Source organism: Exiguobacterium sp. s142 (assembly GCF_018618455.1).
Lineage (GTDB): Bacteria > Bacillota > Bacilli > Exiguobacteriales > Exiguobacteriaceae > Exiguobacterium > Exiguobacterium aurantiacum_A.
In genome coordinates this window covers 437,973-461,854 of sequence record NZ_JACSMB010000001.1, presented here as the reverse complement: position 1 = coordinate 461,854, position 23,882 = coordinate 437,973, and the positions used below count along the sequence as shown (strand labels likewise).

Here is a 23,882-nt window from a genome sequence, read left to right as displayed (position 1 = left end):
AACCATTGCACATCATTTTGGGAGAAAGTGGGGATTGTTGTGAAATCATTTAAGAAGCTTCTGTTTGGCATCGTCCCGATGATGATGTTCGCGCTGCTATTGTCAGGGTGCGGCGTAGAGGGATTGTCTGCATTGAAGCCGATGGGAGAAGGCGCTGAAATTCAGCTCCGGATCATTCTCATCAGTTTGGCAATCATGCTCTTTGTACTTGTCATCGTAACGGTCATTTACGTGTACGTGCTCATGAAATTCCGTCGGAAAGATGAATCGATTCCGAAGCAAGTGGAAGGTAGCAGCACGCTCGAGATGATTTGGACAGTCGTTCCGATCATCTTGCTCATCATTCTCGCTGTTCCGACAATCACAACGACTGTCGAACTCGCGAAAGCGAAAGAAGCGAAAAAAGAAGAAGAAATTAACGTTACAGCCAACCTGTACTGGTGGGAGTTCGAATATCCGAACGCTGGTGTTGTCACAGGACAAGAACTTGTCATCCCGGTCGGTAAACGGGTCGGTATCAACTTGACATCAAAAGACGTCATTCACTCGTTCTGGGTACCGGCTTTGTCTGGTAAGACGGATACGAACCCAGGGTTAGATAACGAGATGTGGTTGCATGCGAACGAAGCAGGTACGTTCTACGGTAAATGTGCCGAGCTTTGCGGACCATCGCACGCGCTCATGGACTTCAAAGTCATCGCCCTCGAGCAAGCTGATTACGATCAGTGGCTCGAAGACATGAAAGCGAAGCAAGACGAGAACACAGAAAACCTTGTCGCCGACAATCAAAACTTGACGACAGGTGAGCAAGTGTACGTCGAAAGCTGCTTGAGCTGCCACGGTGGCGGTAAAGTCGCGCCGAGCTTGACGAACTTCGGTGACCGCGAGTGGTTGGCGGGTTACCTCGAAAACAACGAAGAAAAGTTGAAAGAATGGATTCGTGATCCACAAGCATTAAAACAAGGCGCGCTCATGCCTGGCTTCAGTGAAGGCCAAATCAGTGATGAAGAGTTAGATGCACTCGTTGACTTCTTGTACGATCAGAAGATTGACTAACGGGAAAAGGGGGATTTCACGTGGCACAGACCACTGCTATGCAGCAACCGCGTAAATACAATGGCATCATGGATTGGGTTACGACGGTTGACCACAAAAAAATCGGTATTTTGTATTTGTTCTCAGGAATCTTCTTCCTCCTTCTCGGTGGAATTGAAGCGTTACTTATTCGTTGGCAACTCGTCCGTCCGATGAACGATTTCGTCAGCGGCGAAGTGTTCAACCAGTTGATCACGATGCACGGGACGACGATGATCTTCCTTGCGGCGATGCCGATGCTATTCGGTTTTATGAACGCCGTCGTGCCGCTTCAAATCGGGGCGCGCGACGTCGCGTTCCCGTTCATTAACTCGCTCGGTTTTTGGTTGTTCTTCTTCGGTGGCCTCATGTTGAACCTTAGCTGGTTCTTCGGCGCTGCACCGAACGCGGGTTGGACGGCTTATGCGCCGCTCTCGACGCAACCGGAAGCGACAGGGGTCGACTTCTACGCCCTCGGTCTTCAAATCTCAGGGTTCGGTTCACTCATGGCCGGGATTAACTTCCTCGTCACGATTTTGAACATGCGGGCACCAGGCATGAAACTCATGCGGATGCCGCTCTTCACGTGGACGACGTTCGTCGCTTCGGCGTTGATCGTCTTCGCGTTCCCGCCGCTTACAGTCGGCTTGTTCATGTTGATGTTCGAGCGTCTGTTCGGAGCCGTTTACTTCAATCCGGCAATGGGCGGTAACGTCGTCATTTGGGAACACCTCTTCTGGATCTTCGGTCACCCGGAAGTTTACATCTTGATCTTACCGGCGTTCGGTATTTTCTCGGAAATCATTCCGACGTTTGCCCGTAAACGCTTGTTCGGTTACACGACGATGGTATTCGCTACGATGCTCATCGGGTTCCTTGGCTTCATGGTTTGGGTTCACCACATGTTCACGGTCGGTCTTGGACCGGTCGCAAACTCGATCTTCGCCGTCGCGACGATGGCCATCGCCGTTCCGACAGGGGTCAAAATCTTCAACTGGCTGTTCACACTTTGGGGTGGGCAGATCAAGTTCAACGTCGCGATGCTTTACTCGGTGGCGTTCATCCCATCGTTCCTCGTCGGAGGGATGACAGGGGTTATGCTCTCGGTCGCACCGGCTGACTATCAGTACCACGATAGTTACTTCGTTGTCGCCCACTTCCACTACGTAATCGTCGGTGGGGTCGTCTACGGTCTTTTCGCAGGACTTTACTACTGGTTCCCGCTCATGTTCGGCAAAGCGCTCTCTGAGAAGCTTGGCTACTGGCAGTTCTGGTTGTTCTTCATCGGGTTCCACTTGACGTTCTTCCCGCAACATTTCCTCGGATTGTTCGGGATGCCACGCCGCGTCTTCACATACTTGCCGAATCAAGGGTTTGAGACGTTGAACTTGCTGTCGACAATCGGTGCCTTCTTCATGGGTGTGTCGACGATCATCTTGCTCATCGCCGTCGTCAAGGCGTTCTTGTCGAAAGACGTCGTCAAACCGGACCATTGGGAAGACGGACGTACGCTCGAGTGGACACTTCCTGTGCCGACTCCAGAGTACAACTTCGCACAAACACCGCTCGTCAAAGGGTTGGACACGTTCTGGCTCGAGAAAATGGCGGGTAACAAACGGGTTTCTGTCGCTGAACCAGTGTCAGACATCCATATGCCGAATAACTCATTGATCCCGTTCTTCATGTCACTCGGGTTATTCATCGCTGGACTTGGCGCGATTTTCCAAATGGACAACGCGGTTGTCGGTTGGTCACTGATCGTCATCGGTTTACTCATCACGTTCGTGTCGATGTTCCTCCGTTCATGGATCGACGACCACGGATTCTACATTCCAAAATCACAAATCGAAGCGGATTTGAAAGCGATTCGTGAGAAAGGAGAACAATAAATGGCACATGCAGTTGAAAAACACCCAGTGACCGGTATTCCGGCCAATCCAGAGAAAGCCACGCTGGAAGGGAAAAATAAATATGTGGCCTTCTGGTTCTTCCTTGGAGGAGAGACGGTTCTCTTCGCCTCGTTGTTTGGAACGTACGTCGGGCTTCTAAATTCTGGTGCGCCAGAGGAACTTCGCTCGTACAACATCTTTGAGATGGGGCTCGTCTTCATGATGACGATGCTCCTCCTCACGAGCTCGCTCACGAGCGTGCTCGCGATGATGAACATGAAGGCGAACAATCCAGGTCGAATGAAGTTTTGGTTGATCGTGACGCTTCTTCTCGGAGCAGGGTTCTTAGGAGCTGAGATTTACGAGTTCATCCACTACTACCATATCGGTCACACGTTCACGTCGAGTGCGTTCGGTTCTGCGTTCTATACGCTCGTCGGATTCCACGGCGCTCACGTCACGTTCGGTCTCCTTTGGATCACGACGCTGTTGATCCGCAACTGGAACCGTCCGATCGATGTCTACAACGCACCGAAGTTCTACGTGTCGAGTTTATATTGGCACTTCATCGACGTTGTTTGGGTCTTCATTTTCTCGATCGTCTATCTCTTAGGGATGGTGAGCTGACATGGAAAAAAATCCAATGAACGAAACACACAAACAGTTAGAGCTTGAAGTGAAGGCAGAGTCGAGACGCGAGTATCAACTTCAGTTGATCAGTTTCGCGATGATGATTTTGCTCACGTTTGTCGCGTTCGGCGCGGTCTACGCGGAGCTCATGCCGGTATGGGCGGCGGGTGGCTTCTTGATCATCCTCGCCATCATCCAAGTGTTCTTGCAGCTGTACATCTTCATGCATATGAACAACCGTGGCAACACGTGGATCGTCGGAATGATGTGGCTTGGTATTTTCGTCGCCATCATCACTGTCGCGGCACTTCGTTTGCTCATTTGGTAAAAATGTGACAAAGGATTGAACATCTGTGGAAACATAGATGATTCAGTCCTTTTTGCTTTACTTCAAAAATAAAGGAATAGTAATCTTGAAGTGAACGGTTTCATTGGTTTAGGAGAGAAAGAAAAGGGGTGAAGGGATGCTCTGGAATACATCAGAGCTACTCAAACAGTTCGAATGGACAACGCTTTGGAGTCCGTTATTCGGATTGTTGATGGTAGGGTTGTACGTCCTCTATGCGTTCGTCACAGAGAGAATGGCGAAACGAGGGTACGAGTCGACCACGTTGCTACAAAAGTTCAGCATGTTGTTTGCGATCGTGCTCTATTACATCGGATTTGGTAGTCCAGTCGACGTGCTCGCGCACATCATCTTCTCGGTGCATATGTTGCAGATGGTGCTCGTTTACGTGTTAGCGCCGGCGCTCGTCATTTACGGATTGCCGTATTGGGTATTTGAAAAATTATTTAGTTATAAAGTAATCGGGCCGACGCTTAAGTTTATGACGAAACCGCTGATTGCGCTCGTGTTGTTCAACGCGTTATTTACGTTTTACCACATGCCATTCATCTTTGATTACGTGTTAACGAACTACGGGGTGCATCGCATCTTTCACGGGGCTCTCGTCGTCTTCAGTTTGACGATGTGGTATCCGGTCATCGCCCCGTTCCTCTCGGATGAAGAAGAGGGGATGTCCGATTTGAAACGGATGGTGTACATCATCGCAAACGGTGTGCTATTGACGCCTGCTTGTGCGTTCATCATCTTCAGTCAAGGAATTCTCTATGACGCCTATACGGACGTTGAGACGTTCGCGACGGTGCTCGGATACTGTATGCCGAACGGAGACGTATCCGGTCTCGACTTAAACGCCTTGATGGGTGCGACGAACAGCGCCCTCGAAGACCAGCGCTTCGGCGGGGTATTGATGAAGCTTGGACAGGAAGTCGTGTACGGTTTCTTCTTCGGCTGGACGTTCTTCGGTTGGGTACGCCGGACGAAATCGCTCGCGCTTGACGAAGGCATGTCATTCACACCGAACGAACCGAAAGAGAAAAAATGAACTAAGTCAAAGGGGAAACATCGATGAACTATCTTGCCTTAATTAGTGTGACATTCATTGTAATCAGTGCGATTTTGGTCGCCATCGGCTGGACGATTATCGCGCGCGACCGCCGCAATATTGAAAAGCATAAGAAAGTCATGACAGCAGCTGCCGTCGCGGCGACGACGTTCTTTATCCTTTACGTCTCGCGGACGATCTTTGTTGGGAATACCGCATTTGGAGGTCCGGACTCGGTGAAGCCGTACTATCTCGCTTTCATGATTTTCCACATCATCCTGGCGACGACAGGTGGTATCCTCGGATTGATCACACTCTATCTTGGCTATAAAAACAAGATCGAGAAACATCGTAAAATCGGACCGAAAGCATCAGTCGTCTGGTTTTTCACAGCCATTACAGGTGTGATGGTCTATGTTCTTCTCTATGTGGCGTTTGAACCGGGTGAGACGACGAACGTCTTCCGGGCCATCATCGGAGGATGACCGAAGAGAGGGGGATGAGCATGAAACGGAATAGTTACTTGACGGTCGGGTTGACGGTCGTCATTTTGATCGCTATCGGAGCGGCCTCGTATTTCCTCTTCTTCAAAGAAGATGATTTGCCGGTCATCCAAGAGCCGACACCGTTCACGTTGACGAACGCGCTCGATGGCCAACCGTACGACTCAGATAACGGCAAAGTCAAAATCGTCACGTTCTTTTATACGAACTGTCCCGACATTTGTCCGCTCACGCTACGCGACTTCATGAAACTCGAGCAAGACTTGAAGGCGAACGACTTGTACGGCACTGACGTCGAACTCGTCGCCATCACGGTCGACCCGGAAGTCGATACGATCCCGGTACTTGAGAACTACGGAGCGGCGTTCCAAGCTGAGCCAACTGGATGGAAGATGTTGACCGGTGACAAAGCCGACATCGACCGGATCACCCGTCAGCTTCAGTTCTATTATTCGAAAGCGAATAGTGGACTTGTCACCCACGCGACGACGATGTATATCATCGACCGTCACCATGATGTTCGTGCAGTCGCGCAAATGGCGACGACAGGAGAAAAACCAGTCGACATCGAAACCATTATGGAGGACGTGAAAGTGCTCGTTGCAGAAAAGGAGTGAAGAAGATGAACGATACGATGGCTGTCATCGGAAACGATTATTCATACGGAGATGTGACGATTGCAGAGCGGGCGATCGAGGATTTGATTGCGTGTAGCGCGATCGAATTCGGATTGCGTGAAGTGAAAGTCGTGTCGCTCTCGAAAGAGCGGTACGATTATCTACTGATCGCACCCGTCTCGCTTAGCGAGGCAGAGCGGTTGTACCGTTACGTCCGCGACCAGTTCGATCTATTGCTCGGACAAGTCGACGTGACACTCAATGTGATTGCAAGTCGTTAAGCGTATGTAAAAATGGAGAACCCATAGCGGGTTCTCCATTTTTGTTGAGTGGCCATAAGAAAACCCCTTCGTTTAGAGGGGTTTGACTTCCAGTGTTTCCGCAAGAGCCGCGAGACGACGCTCACAGTCGCGAACGATTTCTTCTGGGAACTCTTCGTCGTACTCGACGCCGTGCGGGTAGTAATGTTTCCCGAGAATCGGTGTCACCATTTTAACGACCGCATGACGGTCCTCGATTTGGCCTTCAATCGCATAAACCGGCAAGCGCAGGTAAAACGTCTCGCCCGTCGATTGCTTCTCGTACTTCATATCATACGTCGCACGCTCATAGTCCCAAGCGCCTTCACGGATGAAATGATGATGATCCATGATCGTCTCGAGCAAACCGAAGCGGATCTCTTTTCCCTCGATGTGAAACTGCTCAAATTTCATCATAATCCCCCTTTTCCCTAATAAACCTCATATGTCATCATATCATATTCGAAAACGTTCTTGGAATAACGTGTGTTCAAATTGTGAAAAAAAGATGAACGGTCAAGACATCGTTTCGAGATACGCCGCAATCTTGTCGATAAGTCTCACGCCGAGCGGCATCAATCCTTCTGAACCGAAGAAGACGTTGAATTCCAAGATGTAAAAAGTATCCTCTGAGACGATGACGTCGAACGCGGCGTGATTGATGTGAAGCGTCTTCGCGATCGAGAGCACTTCTTCCACGACGTGACCTGGGATATCGTCATACGAGAAGTGGGCACCTTGGGCGACGTTGTTTAAAAAGGCCTCACTGACGCGCCAATAAGAACCGACGACTTCTTCGCCGATGACGATGATGCGTAGGTCACGGTCGTTCGGGATGAACTGTTGGACGTAAAACGTCTCGTGTTTGTCGACGTATTCGAGCCATTCTTGTTCATTTTTAATGAGCCAGACGCCTTGACCCATCGAGGACTTGGCGGTCTTGGCGACGAACGGGTATTCGAACTCTTCAAGGACGCGTTCGATCGTGTACGGGTTCTTCCCGTAAATTAACGTCTTCGGGATGCGATGCGGGAACGTCGCTGTAAAAGCGCGTGTCATCTCGATTTTATCGTGCCCGAGGTGGTACGTTGCCGGAGACGGGAAGATCGGTTTGTTCAATCCGTAAATGATCGAGTTGACCATCCAGTACTCCGGGAAGAGGACGAGATCGGCCGCCCGGACTTTATCAAGCTGATCATAATAATATTCTGGTTTCGCATAGTCGGTTTTCATACCGGCCGAGCGAATCATGTTAAACGAGACTTTTTTCATCGTACACCGCACGAAGCGGTGGTTCACTTCCTTTCTGCATTTACGTCACGTTCAATTATAAGTCCGATTGCTCACAGAGGGAATCAATTGTGGTAAAATCATGTCAGAAAGGGTGAAAGCCATGATTATTACTGAACAGACGATTGATTTGCTCGATCAAACAGAAGCATTGACTGCCTTGATCGAGACGAGCGAATCGTTCCAAACATATATCGCGACAAAACAAGCTCGCGCTCGCTCGAAAGAAGCCCAGGAAGTCGAACGGGAATTTTTACGAATGAAAGAAGATTATGAGTACGTGCAACGGTTCGGGAAACATCACCCGGATCACGATCGTATTAAAAAAGAGATGCATCTCGTGAAGCGTCGTCTCGACGTGCAACCGGAAGTGGCCGCCTTCAAAAAGGCGGAACGTAACTTGGATAAGTTACTCGGAGAAGTGAGTGAGCTGTTGGCGTTCTCGGTATCTCCAAAAATCAAAGTGCCTACCGGCAACCCGTTCTTCGATGAGGGTGGCTGTTCCGGTGGCGGAAGCTGTGGCGGAGGAGGCGGAAGTTGTGGATGTGCTGGCTGAATCATTCGAGTTAAAAGGTCGAATCGGACTCGTCGTTTACGTGCAGTCGCTCAAACAAGTGAAAGCGCTACGTCGCTACGCAAACTTATATTACGTCTCGAAGCGTGAGAAGTACGCCTTTTTATATACGGACTTAGAAGACCATGAGACGATCATCGAGAAAATCAGTGCCTTGCCATTCGTCGACGCGGTCGTTCGGAGCGAACGGCCTTTCATTGCCGAGACGTACGAGCCAAAGCAGAAATAAACGGGCGAGATGAAGGTGGTGACGCCTTCATCTTTTCTAATGGAGGATCAACGATGCGAGTCATTTCAGGAGAACGAAAAGGGACGCGCCTAAAGGCGGTCCCAGGGTCGACGACACGACCGACGGCAGATAAAGTAAAAGAATCATTGTTTAATATCATCGGCCCTTACTTCGCCGGGGGGGATGCCCTCGACCTTTACGCGGGGAGTGGCGGCCTCGGGATCGAGGCGTTATCACGGGGGTGCGACCGTGCCGTCTTCGTCGATCGTCATGGGAAGGCGATTCAAACGATACAGGACAATCTACGGGCGACGCGTTACGAGGCACAAGCGACGGTTCAAAGACAAGACGCGCGGGCCGTCCTCGACCAACTCGCCGAGACGGGGCGGTCGTTTAAACTCATTTTCATGGACCCGCCGTACCATGAGGAAGAACATGAATCGTTTTTACAACTCATTGAATCGAACCGACTGTTGACAGACAACGGCGTCGTCGTCTGCGAACATGGCAGCGAGACGACGTTGCCGGGTCGGGTCGGTCTGCTCGAAAAAATTAAGGTTCAACGCTACTCGTCTGTCATTACGATCAGCCTTTACGAGTACGCAACGACCGAGGAGTGAACATATGAAACGGATCGCGATTTGCCCGGGGAGCTTTGACCCGATTACGAACGGACATTTAGATATTATTGAGCGGGCGGCAGCCATCTTTGACGAAGTGATCGTCGCGGTGCTCGAAAACTCGAGCAAGGCACCGTTATTCAACGTCGAAGAGCGGCTCACGCTCATTCGGGAAGTGACATCGCATTTACCGAACGTGTCAGCGGACGCGTTTGGCGGGCTGCTCGTCGAGTATGCCGCTAAACGAGAAGCAGCGACGATCGTCCGCGGTCTTCGGGCCGTCTCTGACTTCGAATACGAACTTCAGATCGCTTCGATCAACAAGAAGTTAAACGAGGACGTCGAGACGCTGTTTATGATGACGAACAGCAAATACTCGTTCCTCAGCTCGTCGATCGTGAAAGAAGTCGCCAAATACGGCGCCTCTGTCGCTGAACTCGTTCCCGAACAAGTCGAACAGGCACTTCGGAAAAAATATGAAGTGAGTCAACAGCAATGAAGTCGCTGAAGATCGGCTTCGGTATCCTCGTCGCCGTGCTCATCTTTCTGTTTGCCCCGTTACCTTATTACATCACGTATCCGGGCGAAGCGACGACCATCGAAACCTTTATGACGGTTGAAGACGGGACGAAAGATGCGGGTGAACTGATGATGGTCACGATCTCGCAACGACGGGCGACACCGCTTTGGCTCGTCGGGAGCTGGTTCACGCCGTTCACGGAAGCGAGTCCGTCTAGTCGCTATTTGTATGACGGCGAAGGGGAAGACGATTACGAGCGAAGACAGCAGCTGCTCATGTCATCGTCGCAGCAAGCGGCCATTCAATACGCGTACGGTCTAGCCGAAGAGGACGTGACCGTCACGTTTGACGGCATGTACGTCTCGGCTCCAATCACCGGGTCGCTCGCGGCGAACGTCCTTAAACCAGGTGACGTCATTACAGCGCTTGACGGCCAATCGTTCGCGTCACGTCTTGATTTCATCAACCGCGTCTCGGCGTTCGAGACGGGGGATGAAGTGACGATCACGCTCGAACGGGATGGACGGGAACGTGTCGTGAAGACACTCGTTCAACCGCTCGACCGGAGCGGGGACCGTGTCGGTCTCGGAATTTATGAACCGCTGCCGGTGCAAGATGTGCGCACAGAACCGGACGTCACGTTTGAACTGACGAACGTTGGGGGGCCCTCGGCCGGGCTCATGTTCACGCTAGAGATTTATGATCAGTTGACGCCGGGTGACTTGGCGGGCGGTGAGACGATTGCCGGTACTGGCACGGTCGATGAAGAAGGAAACGTCGGTCCGATCGGTGGGGCGTGGCAAAAAATCGTCGCGGCTGACCGAGCCGGTGCCTCGGTATTCTTCGTGCCGGCCGGTTCGAATTATGATGAAGCGCTGGAATCACTCGACCGGCTCGAGAGCGATATTGCAGTCGTTCCGGTCGAAACGGTCGAGGACGCCATCGATTATTTGGAGTCGATGAATTGAGGGGTTTGCATATGCTCGAGCAGTGACCGGTTGCCGAGAGGTAACCGGTACGCCTCGGTCACACGAGCTTCGAACGCTAAATCGGACTGGTACTTGCTGACGAGCGGTACCGTTTTTTTTATGTCTTTTAAGACGCTACGGCCAATCGCATTGAATGCGAGCGGACGGACGTATGGGACTTCGTCAAATCGTTCCGGAAGTTCGTCACGTTTCCAATGGATGAGGACCGAGACGAGAGCGCGCTGGATGGCCGTGCGTGTATAGCGTCGCGTCAACAGGCCGCCCATAGCTTGTTCGAACGTCGGTGCGAGACCGGCTTCGATCAAGCGAGGGGACAACGAAGCGTCAATGCCGACGAGTTGTTCGAGTTCTGACTTTGGGATCGTCCGTAACTTGAATTGCAAGACAGGCCAATAGAGCGACCAGTGGGCCATCGACGTCTGCTGGAATAACGCCCGTGTCGCTTCTGGGACAGCCCGGACACTTCCGGTCTCGAGATAGTGGGCCCGGACACCCGTTGCCGACATGACGTCCGAGACGCCTGTATCGTGGTAGCCGGCCCCAAGACGCTTTACGGTATGGAGTGAGATGGTGCGAGCGGCTTTCGCATAATGATAGGCGAGAATGTTGTTTGGGAGCGTCAAGTCAAAAGTTGGATAAAGTGCCGCAAACGCCTCGCTCGATGCTTTGGCGGATGACTTGCCTGCTTTTAAGGCGTGTTGGAGCGCGTCATGATAGGCGGGTGTCGCTTCGATGCCAGCGTGTGCCGCGCGCAGGATCGCATCGGCGTCGCCGCTCTCACTGCCGAACGAGAGCGTCTGGCATCCGATTTGTTCCGCGATGGCGACAGCCGCGCTCGCGAACCGGTCGGCGCGTTGGACGCCGTAACAAGTCGGCAGTTCGATCACAAGGTCGATCGCCCCTGTTTTGACTGCCGCCGCAGCCCGGCTCCACTTGTCAAAAGCAGCCGGTTCACCGCGCTGTGTGAACTGGGCACTCATGATGGCGATCATGGCGTCGGCATCCGTTTCGATTCGAGCTGTTTTTGCCTGATAGAGATGTCCGTTATGGAACGGATTGTACTCCGCGATGATGGCCGTCTTTTTCATAAATTTACTCCTTTGCATTGTCGATTGGATTGGTGTAAGATAGGAAAGTACGCTTTGGCAAAGCGCCGTCGCCAACTGATTTTAGTGTAAAGAAAAAACATTGACAAAACAAGTTGGCCTATCTATAATTCATATTGTTGCAATTGAGGTGATTCGGATGAAGTGGTCTATTGCACAGCTACTTAAGCTACGAAACCAGGATGACAGTTTTTCCATCGATGAGATGGTTGAACTCGAAGAGCTTACTCAGCTCCATCCGGATATCCGTTCGATTCGCCCGGTGCATGTGCACGGGGATGCGTCGTTCACATCTAATCAAGTTACATTCAATTTGAAGGTTCAAGGGGACCTGACGTTGCCAGATGCGCGTACGTTAGAAGATGTCGTCTTTGAATTTGATATTGAATCGCTCGAGCCTTTCTTTTTGGAGAATGGGCGTTATACGGAGCAATTCGATGATGTCAATTTGCCAGAAGGAAATACGATTGATCTGCGACCGATCGTAAAAGAGCTCATCATGTTAGAAGTCCCGATTCAAATTTTCGGGAACGAAACAGACAAAACTCAGGTTGAAGGGGAAGGCTGGTCTCTCATTGACGAACAGCCGGACGACCAACCAAAAATCGACCCGCGCCTCGCGGGCCTTGCTGACTTGTTCTCTAAAAAAGAGGACGAGAACGGCTAACTTTTCAAGGAGGTGGACAACGATGGCAGTACCATTCCGTAGAACGTCGAAAACTCGCAAACGTCTTCGTCGTACTCACTTCAAACTTAACGTACCTGGTATGAACGAGTGCCCGAACTGTGGCGACATGAAACTTTCACACCGTGTTTGCAAATCTTGCGGACATTACAACGGTAAAGAAGTAACAAGCAAATAATGCGAAAAGAAGCGGTCTCCTTGGAGATCGCTTCTTTTTTTAATTGTGTGGTCCTGGAAACAGATTGTGGTAAAATTCTTTGTGCACACTGTTTGTGGAGGGATAGCGAATGAAGCCGATCAAACGAATTGGGATTATCGGGAACGGGGCTGTCGGGATGTTGATGGCGTCGTTACTCGCGAAAGACTATAGCGTCACCTTGTACGGTCGAGGCGAAGAAACGAAAGACGTCATGATCGAACGAGCCGGTATGACGAAGGGGACCGTCGCTGTCCCGCTCAAACCGGTACATACACTCAACGAGACGGATGCGGACGTCTTTTTCGTGACGACGAAAGCGCACCAAGTGCGCGCGGCGACAGAACGGCTTACCGGGGGCGTCCCTGTGTTCATCTGCTCGAACGGGATTGCCCATCTCGAGTACGCTCGGGAACGAGGATTCCACTTAGGCGTCATCGAGCACGGGGTGACGCGAGACAAAAATCGAATTAACCATAGCGGTCTCGGCCGAGTTCGGATCGGGAGCTTGGATGCCCTACAGCCGCTCACGTTCATCGCCTCGCCGCTCCAAGTCGTGTGGGAAGCGGATATCGAACAAGTCGTCGTTGAAAAGTTGTTTGCGAACGCGATCATCAATCCGATCACCGCACTTTGTCGCGTCCCGAACGGAGCCGTCGCCGAACCGCCTTGCCGCGAAGTCGCGCAAACGATCTATGAGGAGCTGACACCGCTGTTCGATCAGTTCGTGCCTTATACATATATTGAGACGATCATCGAGAAGACAGCTCAAAACCGCTCTTCGATGCTTCGAGATATCGAGGCCGGACGTATGACCGAGGTCGATGCCATCTTGACCCCGCTCTTGAAACGGGCCGAGGACAGAGGCCGAAAACTGACGGTCATCCCACTCATGCAAAAATTGATAATAGGAGCGAGCGCATCGTGTTAGTGTATATCGTTTCATTTCCGCTTGTCATATGGTTTATGGTGTATATGATACTTAGAAAAATTATGCCGAAATCGGTCAATACGTTTAAACTTGTCTGCGATGCCGGAGTGTTCCTCTGGTTTTATGCGTGTGCGGTCCTATTAGAGACACTCGTCGGGGACGACGTCGTTTGGTTGCTCTTAGCCGTCTGCTGCGCTATTTTTCCGGCAAATGCGATTTGGCAGCGAGTCCGACACGAAGAAGTCTTATATACAAAAATGTTCGTACACGGCTGGCGATTGTTATTTTTACTACTCGTCCCGTTACACGCCGTGTTGTTCTCGCTCGGTGTCGCAAAAGAAATGATTCATTGACCGTTTGAAAGGAAGTCGTTATACGTGAGGATAGAGTCGCTAGACGCCATGTACAGTCCATCTTCCCCGATGATTCAAATCGAAGCGGGATATACGAAGTGGCTGGACTATAAAGGAATGGACGAGCTCGAAGCTCGAGCGAGCGAGCTTGAAGGACGCTCATACCCGCATCTGGAATCGTTAGCAGGGATTCTTCGGGCGCAACAGATGGTTCACGGTCCGCTCTCGGACGTGCTTGACTCAAAACTCGACGCGCTCGCGAAAGGCGAGGCGTTCACGATTGTGACCGGACAGCAAGTCGGCGTCTTCGGGGGCCCGTTGTTTGCGGTGTATAAGCTGTTAACCGTGCTCAAACGAGCGAAACAGGCGGAAGCCGTGCTCGGTAAGCCGGTCATCCCGATTTTTTGGATGGCGACCGAGGATCATGACTTCGCCGAGATCAACCATGTGTACGCCCCCCAGCCGTTGTCACGGCAACTGCGGAAAGAAGCGTTGTCGACCGTTCCGCTCGCAGGGAAAGCATCGGTCGGAGAACTCGAATTCGACCGTCTCAAAATCGAACTCGTCCAAATGTTGCAACGTCTGTTCGTGTCGGAGACAGAGACTGTCCATACGGCGACGCTTTATCATGAGCTTGTCGTCTTACTCCAAGCGAGTCACTCGTTCGCACAATTTTTTGGGAAGATGATGCGGCGTTTCGTCGGGAACGATTTTCTCCTGTTCGACCCGCATCAGCCTGACGTACGCCGGCTCGAACGTGAGGCGTTCAAACAGTTGATCGTGCAACACGACCGCTTGCACGAAGTGTTCCGCGACTCATTTGAGGACGGCATGCCGACCGTAGAACTGAACCGCGATGCGGCCCACGTGTTTTATCATGACGGGACGCGTGAATTGTTGACGAAAGAACAACAAGATGTCTTCACGACGAAACGCGGTCACTGCTTCACGGAGGCGGAACTGTTACAAGAAATTGATGAGCATCCCGAACGGTTCTCGAATAATGTCGTGTCACGGCCGCTCATGCAAGATTACTTGTTCCCGACGCTCGCATACGTCGCTGGTCCGGGGGAGATCGCCTATTGGCTCCAACTTCGTCCGTTGTTTCATGTATTCGGTTGGAAGATGCCGTTGTTGATCCCGAGACTTGGCGCTGTCGTCATGTCGACGAACGACGAGAAAAAACTCGCTCAAGAAGGGACCACACTCGTCGATTACTTGACGAATCCGCTCCCGGACCATTCGTTCGATGACGAATCGTTTGACCAAAGTCTGTATGCCTACCGCACGCTGTCTGAAGCAATCGGGCAAGAGGCAGGAAAGCGCGGGCATCGCTTTGAGACGAACGCGCGACATATCCTTGACCGTCTCGCTGACGAGATGCGGGCCGAGGCGAAGCGCGAGCAGTATCGTTTGAATCGACGCCGGATCCATCTGTCGACACGCTTGCTGCCGATGGACGCACCGCAAGAGCGGATCTGGTCGATGGTCCCACTGATGAATCGTCACGGAGACGATTTATTCGTTCGGTTACGCGCCGCCTATGAACAGGCGGAATGGGAGCGTTGTTTAGTCAAAATTTGATTGTGAAATCGTAAATGATCGAGGTTCTCCACTTGTTTGGAGAACCATTTTTTGTTTGTTACCTTTTTGTTTCCTATTTTCTCTAAAAACCAATGCGTAGCTTGACATTTTTATGATAAAGTAAATGTAATAAACTAGTTGAAAAATGTAGGTTGAGAGGGTTTTTGTATGTTTGAGCATGAAACGGTTTTAAAAATGGAGTCTGTTGATGGACTGAACATCAAACCGGACGGAATTTACGTCGATTGTACGTTAGGGGGAGCCGGTCATAGCGAAGAGATTGTGAAACGCCTGACGACGGGCCATCTTTACGCCTTCGACCAGGACGACGTCGCACTCACGCACGCTGCTGAGCGTTTGGCTCCATATGAGGACCGGGTTACGTTTATAAAGAGCAACTTCGTCCATCTGAAAGACGAGTTAGCGGTACGAGGTGTGACACAAGTCGATGGAGTATTATTTGACCTCGGTGTCTCTTCACCACAGTTAGATGAGGCAGAACGCGGCTTTAGCTATAATTTTGACGCTCCGCTCGATATGCGAATGGACCGGTCACGAGAATTTTCGGCGTACCACGTCGTCAACGAATGGCCGTTCGGGGACCTCGCCCGCATTTTCTTTACATACGGGGAAGAGAAGTTCTCGAAACAGATTGCGCGTAAGATCGAACAAGCCCGTGCCGTCAAGCCGATTGAGACGACGTTCGAACTCGTCGAATTGATTAAAGACGCAATTCCGGCGCCGGCGCGACGCAAAGGCGGCCATCCGGCGAAACGGACGTTCCAAGCGATCCGTATCGCTGTGAACGACGAATTGAACGTGTTCGATCGTGCCGTCCAAGACGCGATTGACATGCTCGCCATCGGTGGACGGATTTGTGTGATCACGTTCCATTCACTTGAAGACCGCATCTGTAAGCAGGTTTTCAAAGAGAAGAGCCAGTATCCACAGTTGCCAAAAGGATTGCCGATTATCCCAGAGGAGTTCGAACCGGAATTGAAGCTGATCACACGCAAGCCGATCACTGCCGGAGATAACGAACTTGAAGACAACCGCCGGGCCCGGTCGGCCAAACTTCGGATCGCTGAAAAACAAAAATAGATTGTACGTAGGAGGGATACCTGATGCCAGAAGCTGCCCGCAAGGCTCTGCAGCCTCAAATTTCACCGAATCGAAATCCGATTCCGCAAGAACGACCAATACCAGCTCCGAAACGACGTACGTTGACCTTGTTCGAATCCATCCTGTACCCGACGATGATTTTCTCGGTCGTCTTGTTCGGTGGCATCACGGTGTCGAAACATAACGAAGCGTACAATATTATGCGAGATACGGCTGTCATCAGCCAAGAGATGAACACGATCTCGAAAGAGAATGAAGAACTGAAGTATGAGATTGCCCAACTAAGCTCACCTGAGAGAATTTATGCGATTGCTGAAAAGCTCGGCATGCAGTTCAATGAAAAGAACGTTTTGGTGATCGACTGATGAATTCTCTACAACAGAGTAAAAAAAGAGTGGCGTGGGTGGCGATCGTTTGCTTCACACCGCTCTTTTTATTTTTTGTCGGCTGGTTCCTCTACTTGTCCGTCTTTCAGACGTACAAAGGGGAGAACATGCTCGCTTTCGCTGAAGAAGAGCGTTGGAAGGCTGTCAGTACACTTAAGGCGGAGCGTGGAGAGATTTTTGATCGGTTCGGGCAACCGATTGCGATCAATATCCCGTCCTACCGGATTGTCGCGGTCTTGAAGCTAGGGGGAGAGCGGGTCGAAAACAAAACGCTCTTGCCTGACGAGTTTAAGGGCGCGTCTAAAGAGCTTGCGACGGTCATCCCGATGACTGAAGCCGATATTTTGAAACGGCTCGAACAAAACGTCGATCGCGGTCAAATCGAGTTCGGGGTACCGGGCCGGGATTTGACGGTCGAACAAAAAGAAGCGATCGAAGCGTTTGCGATTCCGGGCATCACGTTCGTCGAAGAACCGAAACGCTATTACCCGAATAAAGTCTTTGCTTCATCCGTCGTCGGCTACGCCCAAAAGATTGATCAAAACGGGCGCATCGAACTCGTCGGAGAACTTGGAATCGAAAAATCGCTCAATGACGTGCTGAGTGAATCGTACGGTTTATATCGTTTCGAGAAAGATTTAGCAGGCCGACAGCTCGTGTCGAGCGATGAACAACTAAAAATCGACCCGGAAGACGGGGCGGACGTCCAGTTGACGCTCGATCATCGCATCCAACAACTGCTTGATACGAAAATGGATGAACTGTATAAAGAATATAAACCGAAAAATGCGACGGCGATCATCATGGATCCAAAGACCGGTGAGATCATCGCCTTGTCCGATCGTCCGTCTTTTGATCCGAATACCCGTGAGATCACGTCTTACAGCAACTTCTCTGTCTCATCTCGCTTTGAGCCGGGTTCGACGATGAAAATCTTCACACTCGCCGCAGCGATCAATGAAGGTGTTTACAACCCGAACGAGCTGTATAAATCCGGGTCTTACAAGTATGGCAAGACGGTGTTCAATGATTATAACGTCACCGGATGGGGTACGATTCCTATGGTGGAAGGCGTCTGGCACTCTTCGAACGTCGCCTTCTCGATTTTAGCGAATGAACGACTCGGACTCGGCCGGTACGAAGATTACTTCAAGGCGTTCAAGTTCGACCAACGAACGGGCGTCGATTTGCCGGGAGAAGTGAACAGTCAATATGACTTTGATAGTCCGATGAACGTGTTGATCACAGCATGGGGACAATCGACGGCGATGACACCGATGCAAATCCTACAAGCGACTTCAGCGATCGCGACCGACGGGACGATGAAACAACCGTACGTGATTAAAAAAGTCGTCAACCGTGAAACGGGCGAGACGATTCGGACGACCAATCCGAAAACTGTCGGTCAACCGGTCACGGAAGAAACGGCCAAGCTGACACGCGAAGCACTCGACGGTGTCGTCAATAGTGATCTCGGAACCGGTCAACTGTATGCGCTCGATAATTATCGCGTCATCGGAAAAACCGGGACGGCTCAAATTGCCGAAAATGGGAAGTACTTGAGCGGTCAGTACATCCACTCGTTCGTCGGAATGGCACCGAAAGATGATCCGGAACTCGTCATGTATATTGCGGTCGACCGACCGAACGGCGACTCGTCGACGACGGGTCCGCGCATCATGGCGCCGCTGTTCAAGGATGTCATGGACGTGGCGTTGCGCTATCGAAGCGTCGAGCCGGAAAAACAAACAAAAACAATCGATGCGTCGACGAAGACGACGGAAACATACGTCGAGCTTGGTCGTGATGAGGCGGTCAAGCAGGCGAAAGCCGCTTCGTTCGAACCGATCTTACTCGGTAGCGGGGACGATATCGTCGCTCAAAGCCCGGTCGAAGGGCAATCGTACGTCGTCGGGGAGCGCCTCCTGTTGAAGACGGAGGACTCGTTCACGATGCCGAACCTATCAGGCTGGTCGCTTCGTGATGCGAAACGATTGGCGACGCTCTATCAATTGAATTTAGAAATAGACGGAACGGGTTTTGTCACTTCCCAGTCAATCGGGAAAGGCAAGCCGGTCAAGAACGGGGCGACACTCAAAGTGAGGCTCCAATCACCGTCGAACTAACGCATAGGGATGAAGAGGGCCTCGGCTCTCTTTTCCTTTGTCACAGGAGGAAATAAGGATGGAACAGTTAACGATACAAACACTTGCTTCTTGGTTTGGGATGGAGACGGACGACACACGTGAGGTCCGTCATGTCGCGACCGACTCGAGGGACGGTAATGAGGACGGATTGTTCGTGCCGATCATCGGGGCTCGCGTCGATGGCCACGACTTCATCGATGCGGCCGTCCAAAAAGGCGCAATCGTGACGTTTTGGGAGCAGGGGCGTCCGCTGCCGGAAGGGATTGTGGCGATTCCTGTCGAGTCACCGCTAGAGGCGCTGCAAGAAGCGGCGGCACGATACTTGGCTGAAATCGATCCGTTCGTGGTCGCGATCACCGGTTCAAACGGCAAGACGTCGACGAAAGACATGGTTGCCGTCGTTCTCGGGGAAAAGTTCAAAACCCACAAGACGGCTGGAAACTTCAACTCGGACGTCGGTTTGCCGCTGACCGTACTGCGAATGCCTCGTGACACGGAAGTCGCGGTGCTCGAGATGGGGATGAACGGATTCGGACAAATCGAGTTGTTATCGAAACTTGCCAAGCCTGACGTCGCGTTCGTGACGAACATCGGCGAGTCGCACGGCGAACAAGTCGGAGGTCGCTCAGGGATCGCTAAAGCAAAACTTGAGATTAAAGCCGGGCTCAAACCGGACGGGGTGCTCATCGTCGATGCCGACGAGCCGCTTTTGGCCAACGAAGGTTATCGAGTCGGTTACGACGCGACGGCGGATGGGAAACTTGAAGTCGTCGAATCGACGTTTGACGCCTCGATTTTCCGCTACAATAACGAGTTTTATGAGTTAAAAGTGCTCGGAGCCCACCAAATCCGGAATGCGGCATATGCGATCGCGTGCGGACTCAAATTAGGTCTTGATCACGAGACGATCCAACGCGGTCTGAATCGGGTTCAATTGACATCGATGCGGATGGAGAAGCAAATGTTCGGTGACGCGCATTTGATCAATGACGCCTACAACGCGAGCCCGACATCGATGATTGCCGCCATCGAGACGGTGAAGACGTTAGAAGGCTTTAGCCGTCGTATCCTCGTTCTCGGGGATATGTATGAGCTCGGAACAGATGAACAGGCCCAGCACGAGAGTGTCGGCCACGTCATCACGGCGCCTGTGACCGATTGCGTGCTGATCGGCGACAAAGCGAAATGGATCTCACAAGGGATCAGTGACCCGCGCGTGAATGTGACGATGGTCCCAACGGTAGAGGAAGCGAAAGCACTCCTCAGCAGTTATCAACGGCCACAGACTGTGATATTGTTAAAAGCATCGCGAGGACTTGCGCTTGAGCGCTTAGTCCAATAAATAGAGTAGTGAGGTACGAATATGTTAATCAGTTTAATCGTCTTAATCAGTTCATTATTGACCGTATTGGTCGTCATGCCGCGGGCCATCCCGGCGCTTCGTAACTTAAAGTTTGGTCAGGAGATCCGGGACGAGGGTCCGGATTGGCATCAAAAGAAATCAGGGACACCGACGATGGGCGGGATCGTCATCCTGCTCGCACTTCTCGTCGGATTCTTCGTATCGTTCGTGTTTGGAGAAGCGGTCGCCGGGTTCGGGACGCTCTTGTTCGTCACGCTCGCGTTCGGGATCATCGGATTCCTCGACGACTACATTAAAGTCGTCAACAAACGCAACCTTGGATTGACATCGCTTCAAAAGTTGATTGGTCAAATCATTGTCTCGGTGTTGTTCGTTTGGTTCTTATCGCTTGGCGGCGGGCTCGACACAACAATCAGCATTCCGTTCACATCGATCGCGTTTGATACGGGCTGGTTCTACATCGCCATCGTCATCTTCTGGCTCGTCGGCTTCTCGAACGCCGTCAACTTGACGGACGGTTTGGACGGTCTCGTTTCGTTCTCGGCCATCCCGACGTTTGCGTTCTTTGGAATTTATGCGTTAGGACAAGACGAAGTCGGCATCGCTTGGTTTGCGTTTAGTACGGTCGGAGCACTCCTTGGGTTCCTCGTCTTTAACAAATACCCGGCGAAAATTTTCATGGGTGACACGGGTTCGCTCGCTTTAGGCGGAGCGGTCGCTGGTCTCGCCCTCATGTTGAAACTTGAATTATTACTCGTCTTCGTCGGTATTATTTTTGTCATCGAGACGCTCAGTGTCATCTTGCAGGTCATCTCGTTTAAAACGACGGGGAAACGAATCTTTAAGATGAGTCCGATCCACCACCATTTCGAGATGGTCGGCTGGTCAGAATGGCGCATCGTATTGACGTTCAGTGGAATTAGCTTGATCACGGCAGTATTGTCGTTACTTCTCATGTAATGGATGGTGGAAGACATGAATCAACAGTGGAATGGTAAGCGAGTCCTCGTACTCGGGGCGGCTCGGAGCGGTATCGCAGCTGCCGCCTATTTAAAGGCGGTCGGCGCAGACGTAGTGATCAATACGGGCAGTGAGCCAACAGAAGCAGAGCAGGCAAAGATTGAAGCGCTAAACGTAAAAACTGTCTTCGGCTCGCATCCGCTTGAACTGTTAGACGAAGCTGAACTGATCGTCAAGAATCCGGGTATCCCTTATCAGATCCCGTTACTAGAAGAAGCGATTGCGCGTCACATCCCGATTTATACGGAAGTCGAGCTCGCTTATTTGGCAACAGAGGCAGATTTTGTCGCCATCACCGGGTCGAACGGTAAAACGACGACGACGACGCTCGTCCATGAGCTGTTAAAAGGTGGCAAACGCCCCGTCCACGTGGCGGGAAATATCGGGTTTCCGGCCATCGAAGTCGCGACGCAAGCCGCGCCGGGCGACCTGATCGTGATCGAACTATCGAGTTTTCAGCTGATGGGAGTGGAAGCGTTCCATCCCCGCTCGGCAGCGCTACTCAACTTGTCAGAAGCTCATCTTGACTATCACGGTGACTTCGAATCGTACGCTGACGCGAAAGCGAATCTGTTCCAAAACATGACGCCTTCAGACCGGGTCGTCGTCAAAGGAGAGGATCGAGAAGTCATGAAGCGAGTGCCGACTGGACTTTCGGCTCAAACGTTTGGCTATGAAGCCGGTGACGCGCATGTCGATTCAGGATGGATCACTTTGCATGGCGCACGGATCATGCCGGTGTCAGAACTTGCGCTTGGAGGCGCCCATAACGTCGAGAACGTATTGGCCGCGCTCTTGTTGATCGAGCCATTTGACATCCCGAGTGATCATATCGAGCACGTCTTGCGCACGTTCGGTGGCGTCGCTCATCGGACGGAGAGCCTCGGCCGTGTACTTGGCCGTCACGTCTACAACGATTCAAAAGCGACGAACAACGTCGCTGCCGAGGCGGCGCTCACTGGTTTCGAAGCACCGATTGTTTGGTTATGTGGCGGGCTCGAACGTGGAGCCGACCTGACATCACTCGTTCCGGCGATGAAACGGGTGAAAGCTGTCATCGCTTACGGCGAGACGGCTGAACGGTTCAAAACGTTAAGTGAATCAGAAAATATTCCGGCGCAAGCCGTCGCCACGCTCGACGAGGCGGTGCCGCTCGCGTTTGAACAGTCCGTTGCAGGCGACGTGATTTTGCTGTCGCCGGCCTGTGCGAGCTGGGATCAATATAAGACGTTTGAAGAACGAGGCGAACATTTCGTCAAGCTCGTGAACGCATATGAGGAGGCAAACCGATGAGAGTCATCATTTCTGGTGGAGGGACGGGTGGTCACATCTATCCGGCGCTCGCTCTGCTCGATACGTTGAAAGAGCGGCATACCGATTTAGAGGTGCTCTATATCGGGACCGAGAACGGGCTTGAAGCCGATCTCGTACCGCGAGCGGGTATCCCGTTCAAATCGATTCGAATCAGTGGCTTGAAACGGTCGCTTTCGATTGAGAACGTCAAGACGGGTTATCGGTTCGTCCAATCGGTTCTCGCATTGCGAAAAGACATGAAAGCGTTCCGACCTGACGTCGTCATCGGAACGGGCGGTTTCGTGTCCGGGCCTGTCGTCTTCACTGCCCAACTGCTCGGTATTCCGACGATTTTGCATGAACAAAACAGCATCCCGGGACTGACGAATAAGTTTTTGTCTAAAAAAGCGGATCGTGTGGCGCTGTCGTTCGCCGGTTCTGAACAACATTTCCCAGGGGCGAACGTGCAAGTCATCGGGAATCCACGGGGTAGTGAGGTCTTGAAGACAACGGCAGACGAGATGAAACTGCGCACCGAGTACGGGATTGACGAACGACCGATTGTTCTCATCTATGGCGGCAGCCGTGGGGCGGAAGCGATCAATCGAGCGGTCATCGAGGCGATCCCGGAACTCGCGACTGAACCTGTGAACGTCTTATATGTGACCGGAAAAGTGCATTTTGACGATGTCGTCGCCAAAGCGCCGAGCTCAGATAACGTCCAAATCTTGCCTTACGTCTACGATATGCCAGAACTCCTCGCCTGTGCGAGTCTCGTCGTCTCACGGGCCGGTGCTTCGACAATCTCGGAATTGACTGCGCTCGGTTTGCCGAGCATTTTAATCCCGAGCCCTTACGTGACAGCGGATCATCAGACGAAAAATGCGTCGGCGCTCGTCGAGAGCGGTGCCGCTGAGCTGATTAAAGAGCAAGCGTTGACAGGCGCCACGCTCGTCGCGTCAATCCGTCACGTCTTGAATCACCATGACGAGATGGCCGCAGCGTCGAAACGATTAGGATTCCCGCACGCCGCGGAATCACTCGCCGATCTTGTTGAAGAAGTAAGCCGATAAA

Annotated in this window: 28 protein-coding genes; 25 read left to right on the top strand and 3 right to left on the bottom strand. The window is 51.8% G+C overall.

Annotation, left to right across the window (positions count from 1 at the left end; genetic code table 11):
- The first annotated feature begins 78 nt into the window (after positions 1–78).
- The 8 genes from coxB to KNP77_RS02335 all read left to right on the top strand — a co-directional run bounded on the left by coxB (position 79) and on the right by KNP77_RS02335 (position 6,382).
- Positions 79–1,056, top strand: a complete 978-nt coding sequence (coxB, locus tag KNP77_RS02370; protein WP_070327956.1) for a cytochrome c oxidase subunit II — start codon at positions 79–81, stop codon at positions 1,054–1,056.
- A 38-nt stretch (positions 1,057–1,094) separates the two neighbouring features.
- On the top strand, positions 1,095–2,963 hold the full coding sequence (ctaD, locus tag KNP77_RS02365) for a cytochrome c oxidase subunit I (RefSeq protein WP_214888183.1): 1,869 nt from the start codon (positions 1,095–1,097) through the stop codon (positions 2,961–2,963).
- The gene (locus KNP77_RS02360) at positions 2,964–3,590 is read left to right on the top strand and encodes a cytochrome (ubi)quinol oxidase subunit III (RefSeq protein WP_131456311.1); all 627 of its coding nucleotides are present in this window, start codon (positions 2,964–2,966) and stop codon (positions 3,588–3,590) included.
- A 1-nt stretch (position 3,591) separates the two neighbouring features.
- Complete coding sequence (locus tag KNP77_RS02355; RefSeq protein WP_083273975.1) at positions 3,592–3,921, top strand: cytochrome C oxidase subunit IV family protein; 330 nt, start codon at positions 3,592–3,594, stop codon at positions 3,919–3,921.
- Positions 3,922–4,057: 136 nt separating this feature from the next.
- Positions 4,058–4,981 (top strand): cytochrome c oxidase assembly protein, encoded by a 924-nt coding sequence (locus tag KNP77_RS02350; protein WP_070327576.1) that lies wholly within the window; start codon positions 4,058–4,060, stop codon positions 4,979–4,981.
- 23 nt (positions 4,982–5,004) lie between these two features.
- Complete coding sequence (locus KNP77_RS02345) at positions 5,005–5,466, top strand: DUF420 domain-containing protein (protein ID WP_016509532.1); 462 nt, start codon at positions 5,005–5,007, stop codon at positions 5,464–5,466.
- Between the two features lie 20 nt (positions 5,467–5,486).
- Positions 5,487–6,101, top strand: a complete 615-nt coding sequence (locus KNP77_RS02340) for an SCO family protein (protein WP_131440363.1) — start codon at positions 5,487–5,489, stop codon at positions 6,099–6,101.
- 5 nt (positions 6,102–6,106) lie between these two features.
- Positions 6,107–6,382, top strand: coding sequence for a hypothetical protein (locus KNP77_RS02335; protein ID WP_070327574.1), 276 nt, complete (start codon positions 6,107–6,109; stop codon positions 6,380–6,382).
- 72 nt (positions 6,383–6,454) lie between these two features.
- Here KNP77_RS02335 and KNP77_RS02330 read toward each other — a convergent pair whose 3' ends face one another.
- Both KNP77_RS02330 and KNP77_RS02325 read right to left on the bottom strand, forming a co-directional pair.
- On the bottom strand, positions 6,455–6,814 hold the full coding sequence (locus KNP77_RS02330) for a YugN family protein (protein ID WP_070327573.1): 360 nt from the start codon (positions 6,812–6,814) through the stop codon (positions 6,455–6,457).
- A gap of 102 nt (positions 6,815–6,916) precedes the next feature.
- Positions 6,917–7,672 carry an ATP-grasp domain-containing protein gene (locus KNP77_RS02325; protein ID WP_214888128.1) on the bottom strand — a complete coding sequence of 252 codons (756 nt, stop codon included), beginning with the start codon at positions 7,670–7,672 and terminating at the stop codon, positions 6,917–6,919.
- A 121-nt stretch (positions 7,673–7,793) separates the two neighbouring features.
- On the opposite strand from KNP77_RS02325, the gene KNP77_RS02320 reads away from it, so the two are divergent.
- The 5 genes from KNP77_RS02320 to KNP77_RS02300 are packed head-to-tail and all read left to right on the top strand — an operon-like array spanning position 7,794 to position 10,601.
- A complete protein-coding gene (locus KNP77_RS02320; protein ID WP_070327571.1) occupies positions 7,794–8,246 on the top strand; it encodes a YlbF/YmcA family competence regulator in 453 nt (150 codons plus the stop codon).
- Complete coding sequence (locus KNP77_RS02315; RefSeq protein WP_016508973.1) at positions 8,230–8,493, top strand: YlbG family protein; 264 nt, start codon at positions 8,230–8,232, stop codon at positions 8,491–8,493. The genes KNP77_RS02320 and KNP77_RS02315 overlap by 17 nt, the downstream gene beginning before the upstream one ends.
- 53 nt (positions 8,494–8,546) lie before the next feature.
- A complete protein-coding gene (rsmD, locus tag KNP77_RS02310) occupies positions 8,547–9,113 on the top strand; it encodes a 16S rRNA (guanine(966)-N(2))-methyltransferase RsmD (RefSeq protein WP_131443407.1) in 567 nt (188 codons plus the stop codon).
- Positions 9,114–9,117: 4 nt separating this feature from the next.
- Positions 9,118–9,612 (top strand): pantetheine-phosphate adenylyltransferase, encoded by a 495-nt coding sequence (coaD, locus tag KNP77_RS02305; RefSeq protein WP_016509015.1) that lies wholly within the window; start codon positions 9,118–9,120, stop codon positions 9,610–9,612.
- Positions 9,609–10,601 (top strand): SepM family pheromone-processing serine protease, encoded by a 993-nt coding sequence (locus tag KNP77_RS02300; protein WP_131465346.1) that lies wholly within the window; start codon positions 9,609–9,611, stop codon positions 10,599–10,601. The genes coaD and KNP77_RS02300 overlap by 4 nt, the downstream gene beginning before the upstream one ends.
- Here the strand turns inward: KNP77_RS02300 and KNP77_RS02295 are convergent.
- Complete coding sequence (locus tag KNP77_RS02295) at positions 10,580–11,710, bottom strand: tRNA(Met) cytidine acetate ligase (protein WP_251138872.1); 1,131 nt, start codon at positions 11,708–11,710, stop codon at positions 10,580–10,582. The two genes, KNP77_RS02300 and KNP77_RS02295, sit on opposite strands and share 22 nt — an antisense overlap.
- 157 nt (positions 11,711–11,867) lie before the next feature.
- On the opposite strand from KNP77_RS02295, the gene KNP77_RS02290 reads away from it, so the two are divergent.
- From KNP77_RS02290 to murG, 12 genes are all read left to right on the top strand, one after another.
- Entirely contained in the window at positions 11,868–12,395 is a 528-nt protein-coding gene (locus KNP77_RS02290) for a YceD family protein (RefSeq protein WP_070327567.1), read from the top strand.
- Positions 12,396–12,417: 22 nt separating this feature from the next.
- Complete coding sequence (gene rpmF / locus KNP77_RS02285) at positions 12,418–12,591, top strand: 50S ribosomal protein L32 (RefSeq protein ID WP_081338944.1); 174 nt, start codon at positions 12,418–12,420, stop codon at positions 12,589–12,591.
- A 109-nt stretch (positions 12,592–12,700) separates the two neighbouring features.
- The gene (locus tag KNP77_RS02280) at positions 12,701–13,540 is read left to right on the top strand and encodes a ketopantoate reductase family protein (protein WP_131465342.1); all 840 of its coding nucleotides are present in this window, start codon (positions 12,701–12,703) and stop codon (positions 13,538–13,540) included.
- Entirely contained in the window at positions 13,534–13,893 is a 360-nt protein-coding gene (locus tag KNP77_RS02275) for a DUF3397 domain-containing protein (RefSeq protein ID WP_131465340.1), read from the top strand. Before KNP77_RS02280 ends, KNP77_RS02275 begins: the two co-directional genes overlap by 7 nt.
- 69 nt (positions 13,894–13,962) lie before the next feature.
- On the top strand, positions 13,963–15,477 hold the full coding sequence (bshC, locus tag KNP77_RS02270; RefSeq protein ID WP_214888122.1) for a bacillithiol biosynthesis cysteine-adding enzyme BshC: 1,515 nt from the start codon (positions 13,963–13,965) through the stop codon (positions 15,475–15,477).
- Positions 15,478–15,645: 168 nt separating this feature from the next.
- Positions 15,646–16,578 (top strand): 16S rRNA (cytosine(1402)-N(4))-methyltransferase RsmH, encoded by a 933-nt coding sequence (rsmH, locus tag KNP77_RS02265; protein ID WP_131440350.1) that lies wholly within the window; start codon positions 15,646–15,648, stop codon positions 16,576–16,578.
- A 23-nt stretch (positions 16,579–16,601) separates the two neighbouring features.
- Entirely contained in the window at positions 16,602–16,964 is a 363-nt protein-coding gene (gene ftsL / locus KNP77_RS02260) for a cell division protein FtsL (protein WP_084813098.1), read from the top strand.
- A 38-nt stretch (positions 16,965–17,002) separates the two neighbouring features.
- Positions 17,003–19,111, top strand: coding sequence for a penicillin-binding transpeptidase domain-containing protein (locus KNP77_RS02255; protein WP_353048804.1), 2,109 nt, complete (start codon positions 17,003–17,005; stop codon positions 19,109–19,111).
- Between the two features lie 58 nt (positions 19,112–19,169).
- Positions 19,170–20,474 (top strand): UDP-N-acetylmuramoyl-tripeptide--D-alanyl-D-alanine ligase, encoded by a 1,305-nt coding sequence (locus KNP77_RS02250; protein ID WP_214888116.1) that lies wholly within the window; start codon positions 19,170–19,172, stop codon positions 20,472–20,474.
- Positions 20,475–20,495: 21 nt separating this feature from the next.
- Positions 20,496–21,455, top strand: a complete 960-nt coding sequence (mraY, locus tag KNP77_RS02245) for a phospho-N-acetylmuramoyl-pentapeptide-transferase (protein ID WP_131465332.1) — start codon at positions 20,496–20,498, stop codon at positions 21,453–21,455.
- 15 nt (positions 21,456–21,470) lie between these two features.
- On the top strand, positions 21,471–22,808 hold the full coding sequence (gene murD / locus KNP77_RS02240) for a UDP-N-acetylmuramoyl-L-alanine--D-glutamate ligase (RefSeq protein WP_251138870.1): 1,338 nt from the start codon (positions 21,471–21,473) through the stop codon (positions 22,806–22,808).
- Positions 22,805–23,881 (top strand): undecaprenyldiphospho-muramoylpentapeptide beta-N-acetylglucosaminyltransferase, encoded by a 1,077-nt coding sequence (gene murG / locus KNP77_RS02235; RefSeq protein ID WP_131456281.1) that lies wholly within the window; start codon positions 22,805–22,807, stop codon positions 23,879–23,881. The genes murD and murG overlap by 4 nt, the downstream gene beginning before the upstream one ends.
- The last annotated feature ends 1 nt before the right edge of the window (position 23,882 follow it).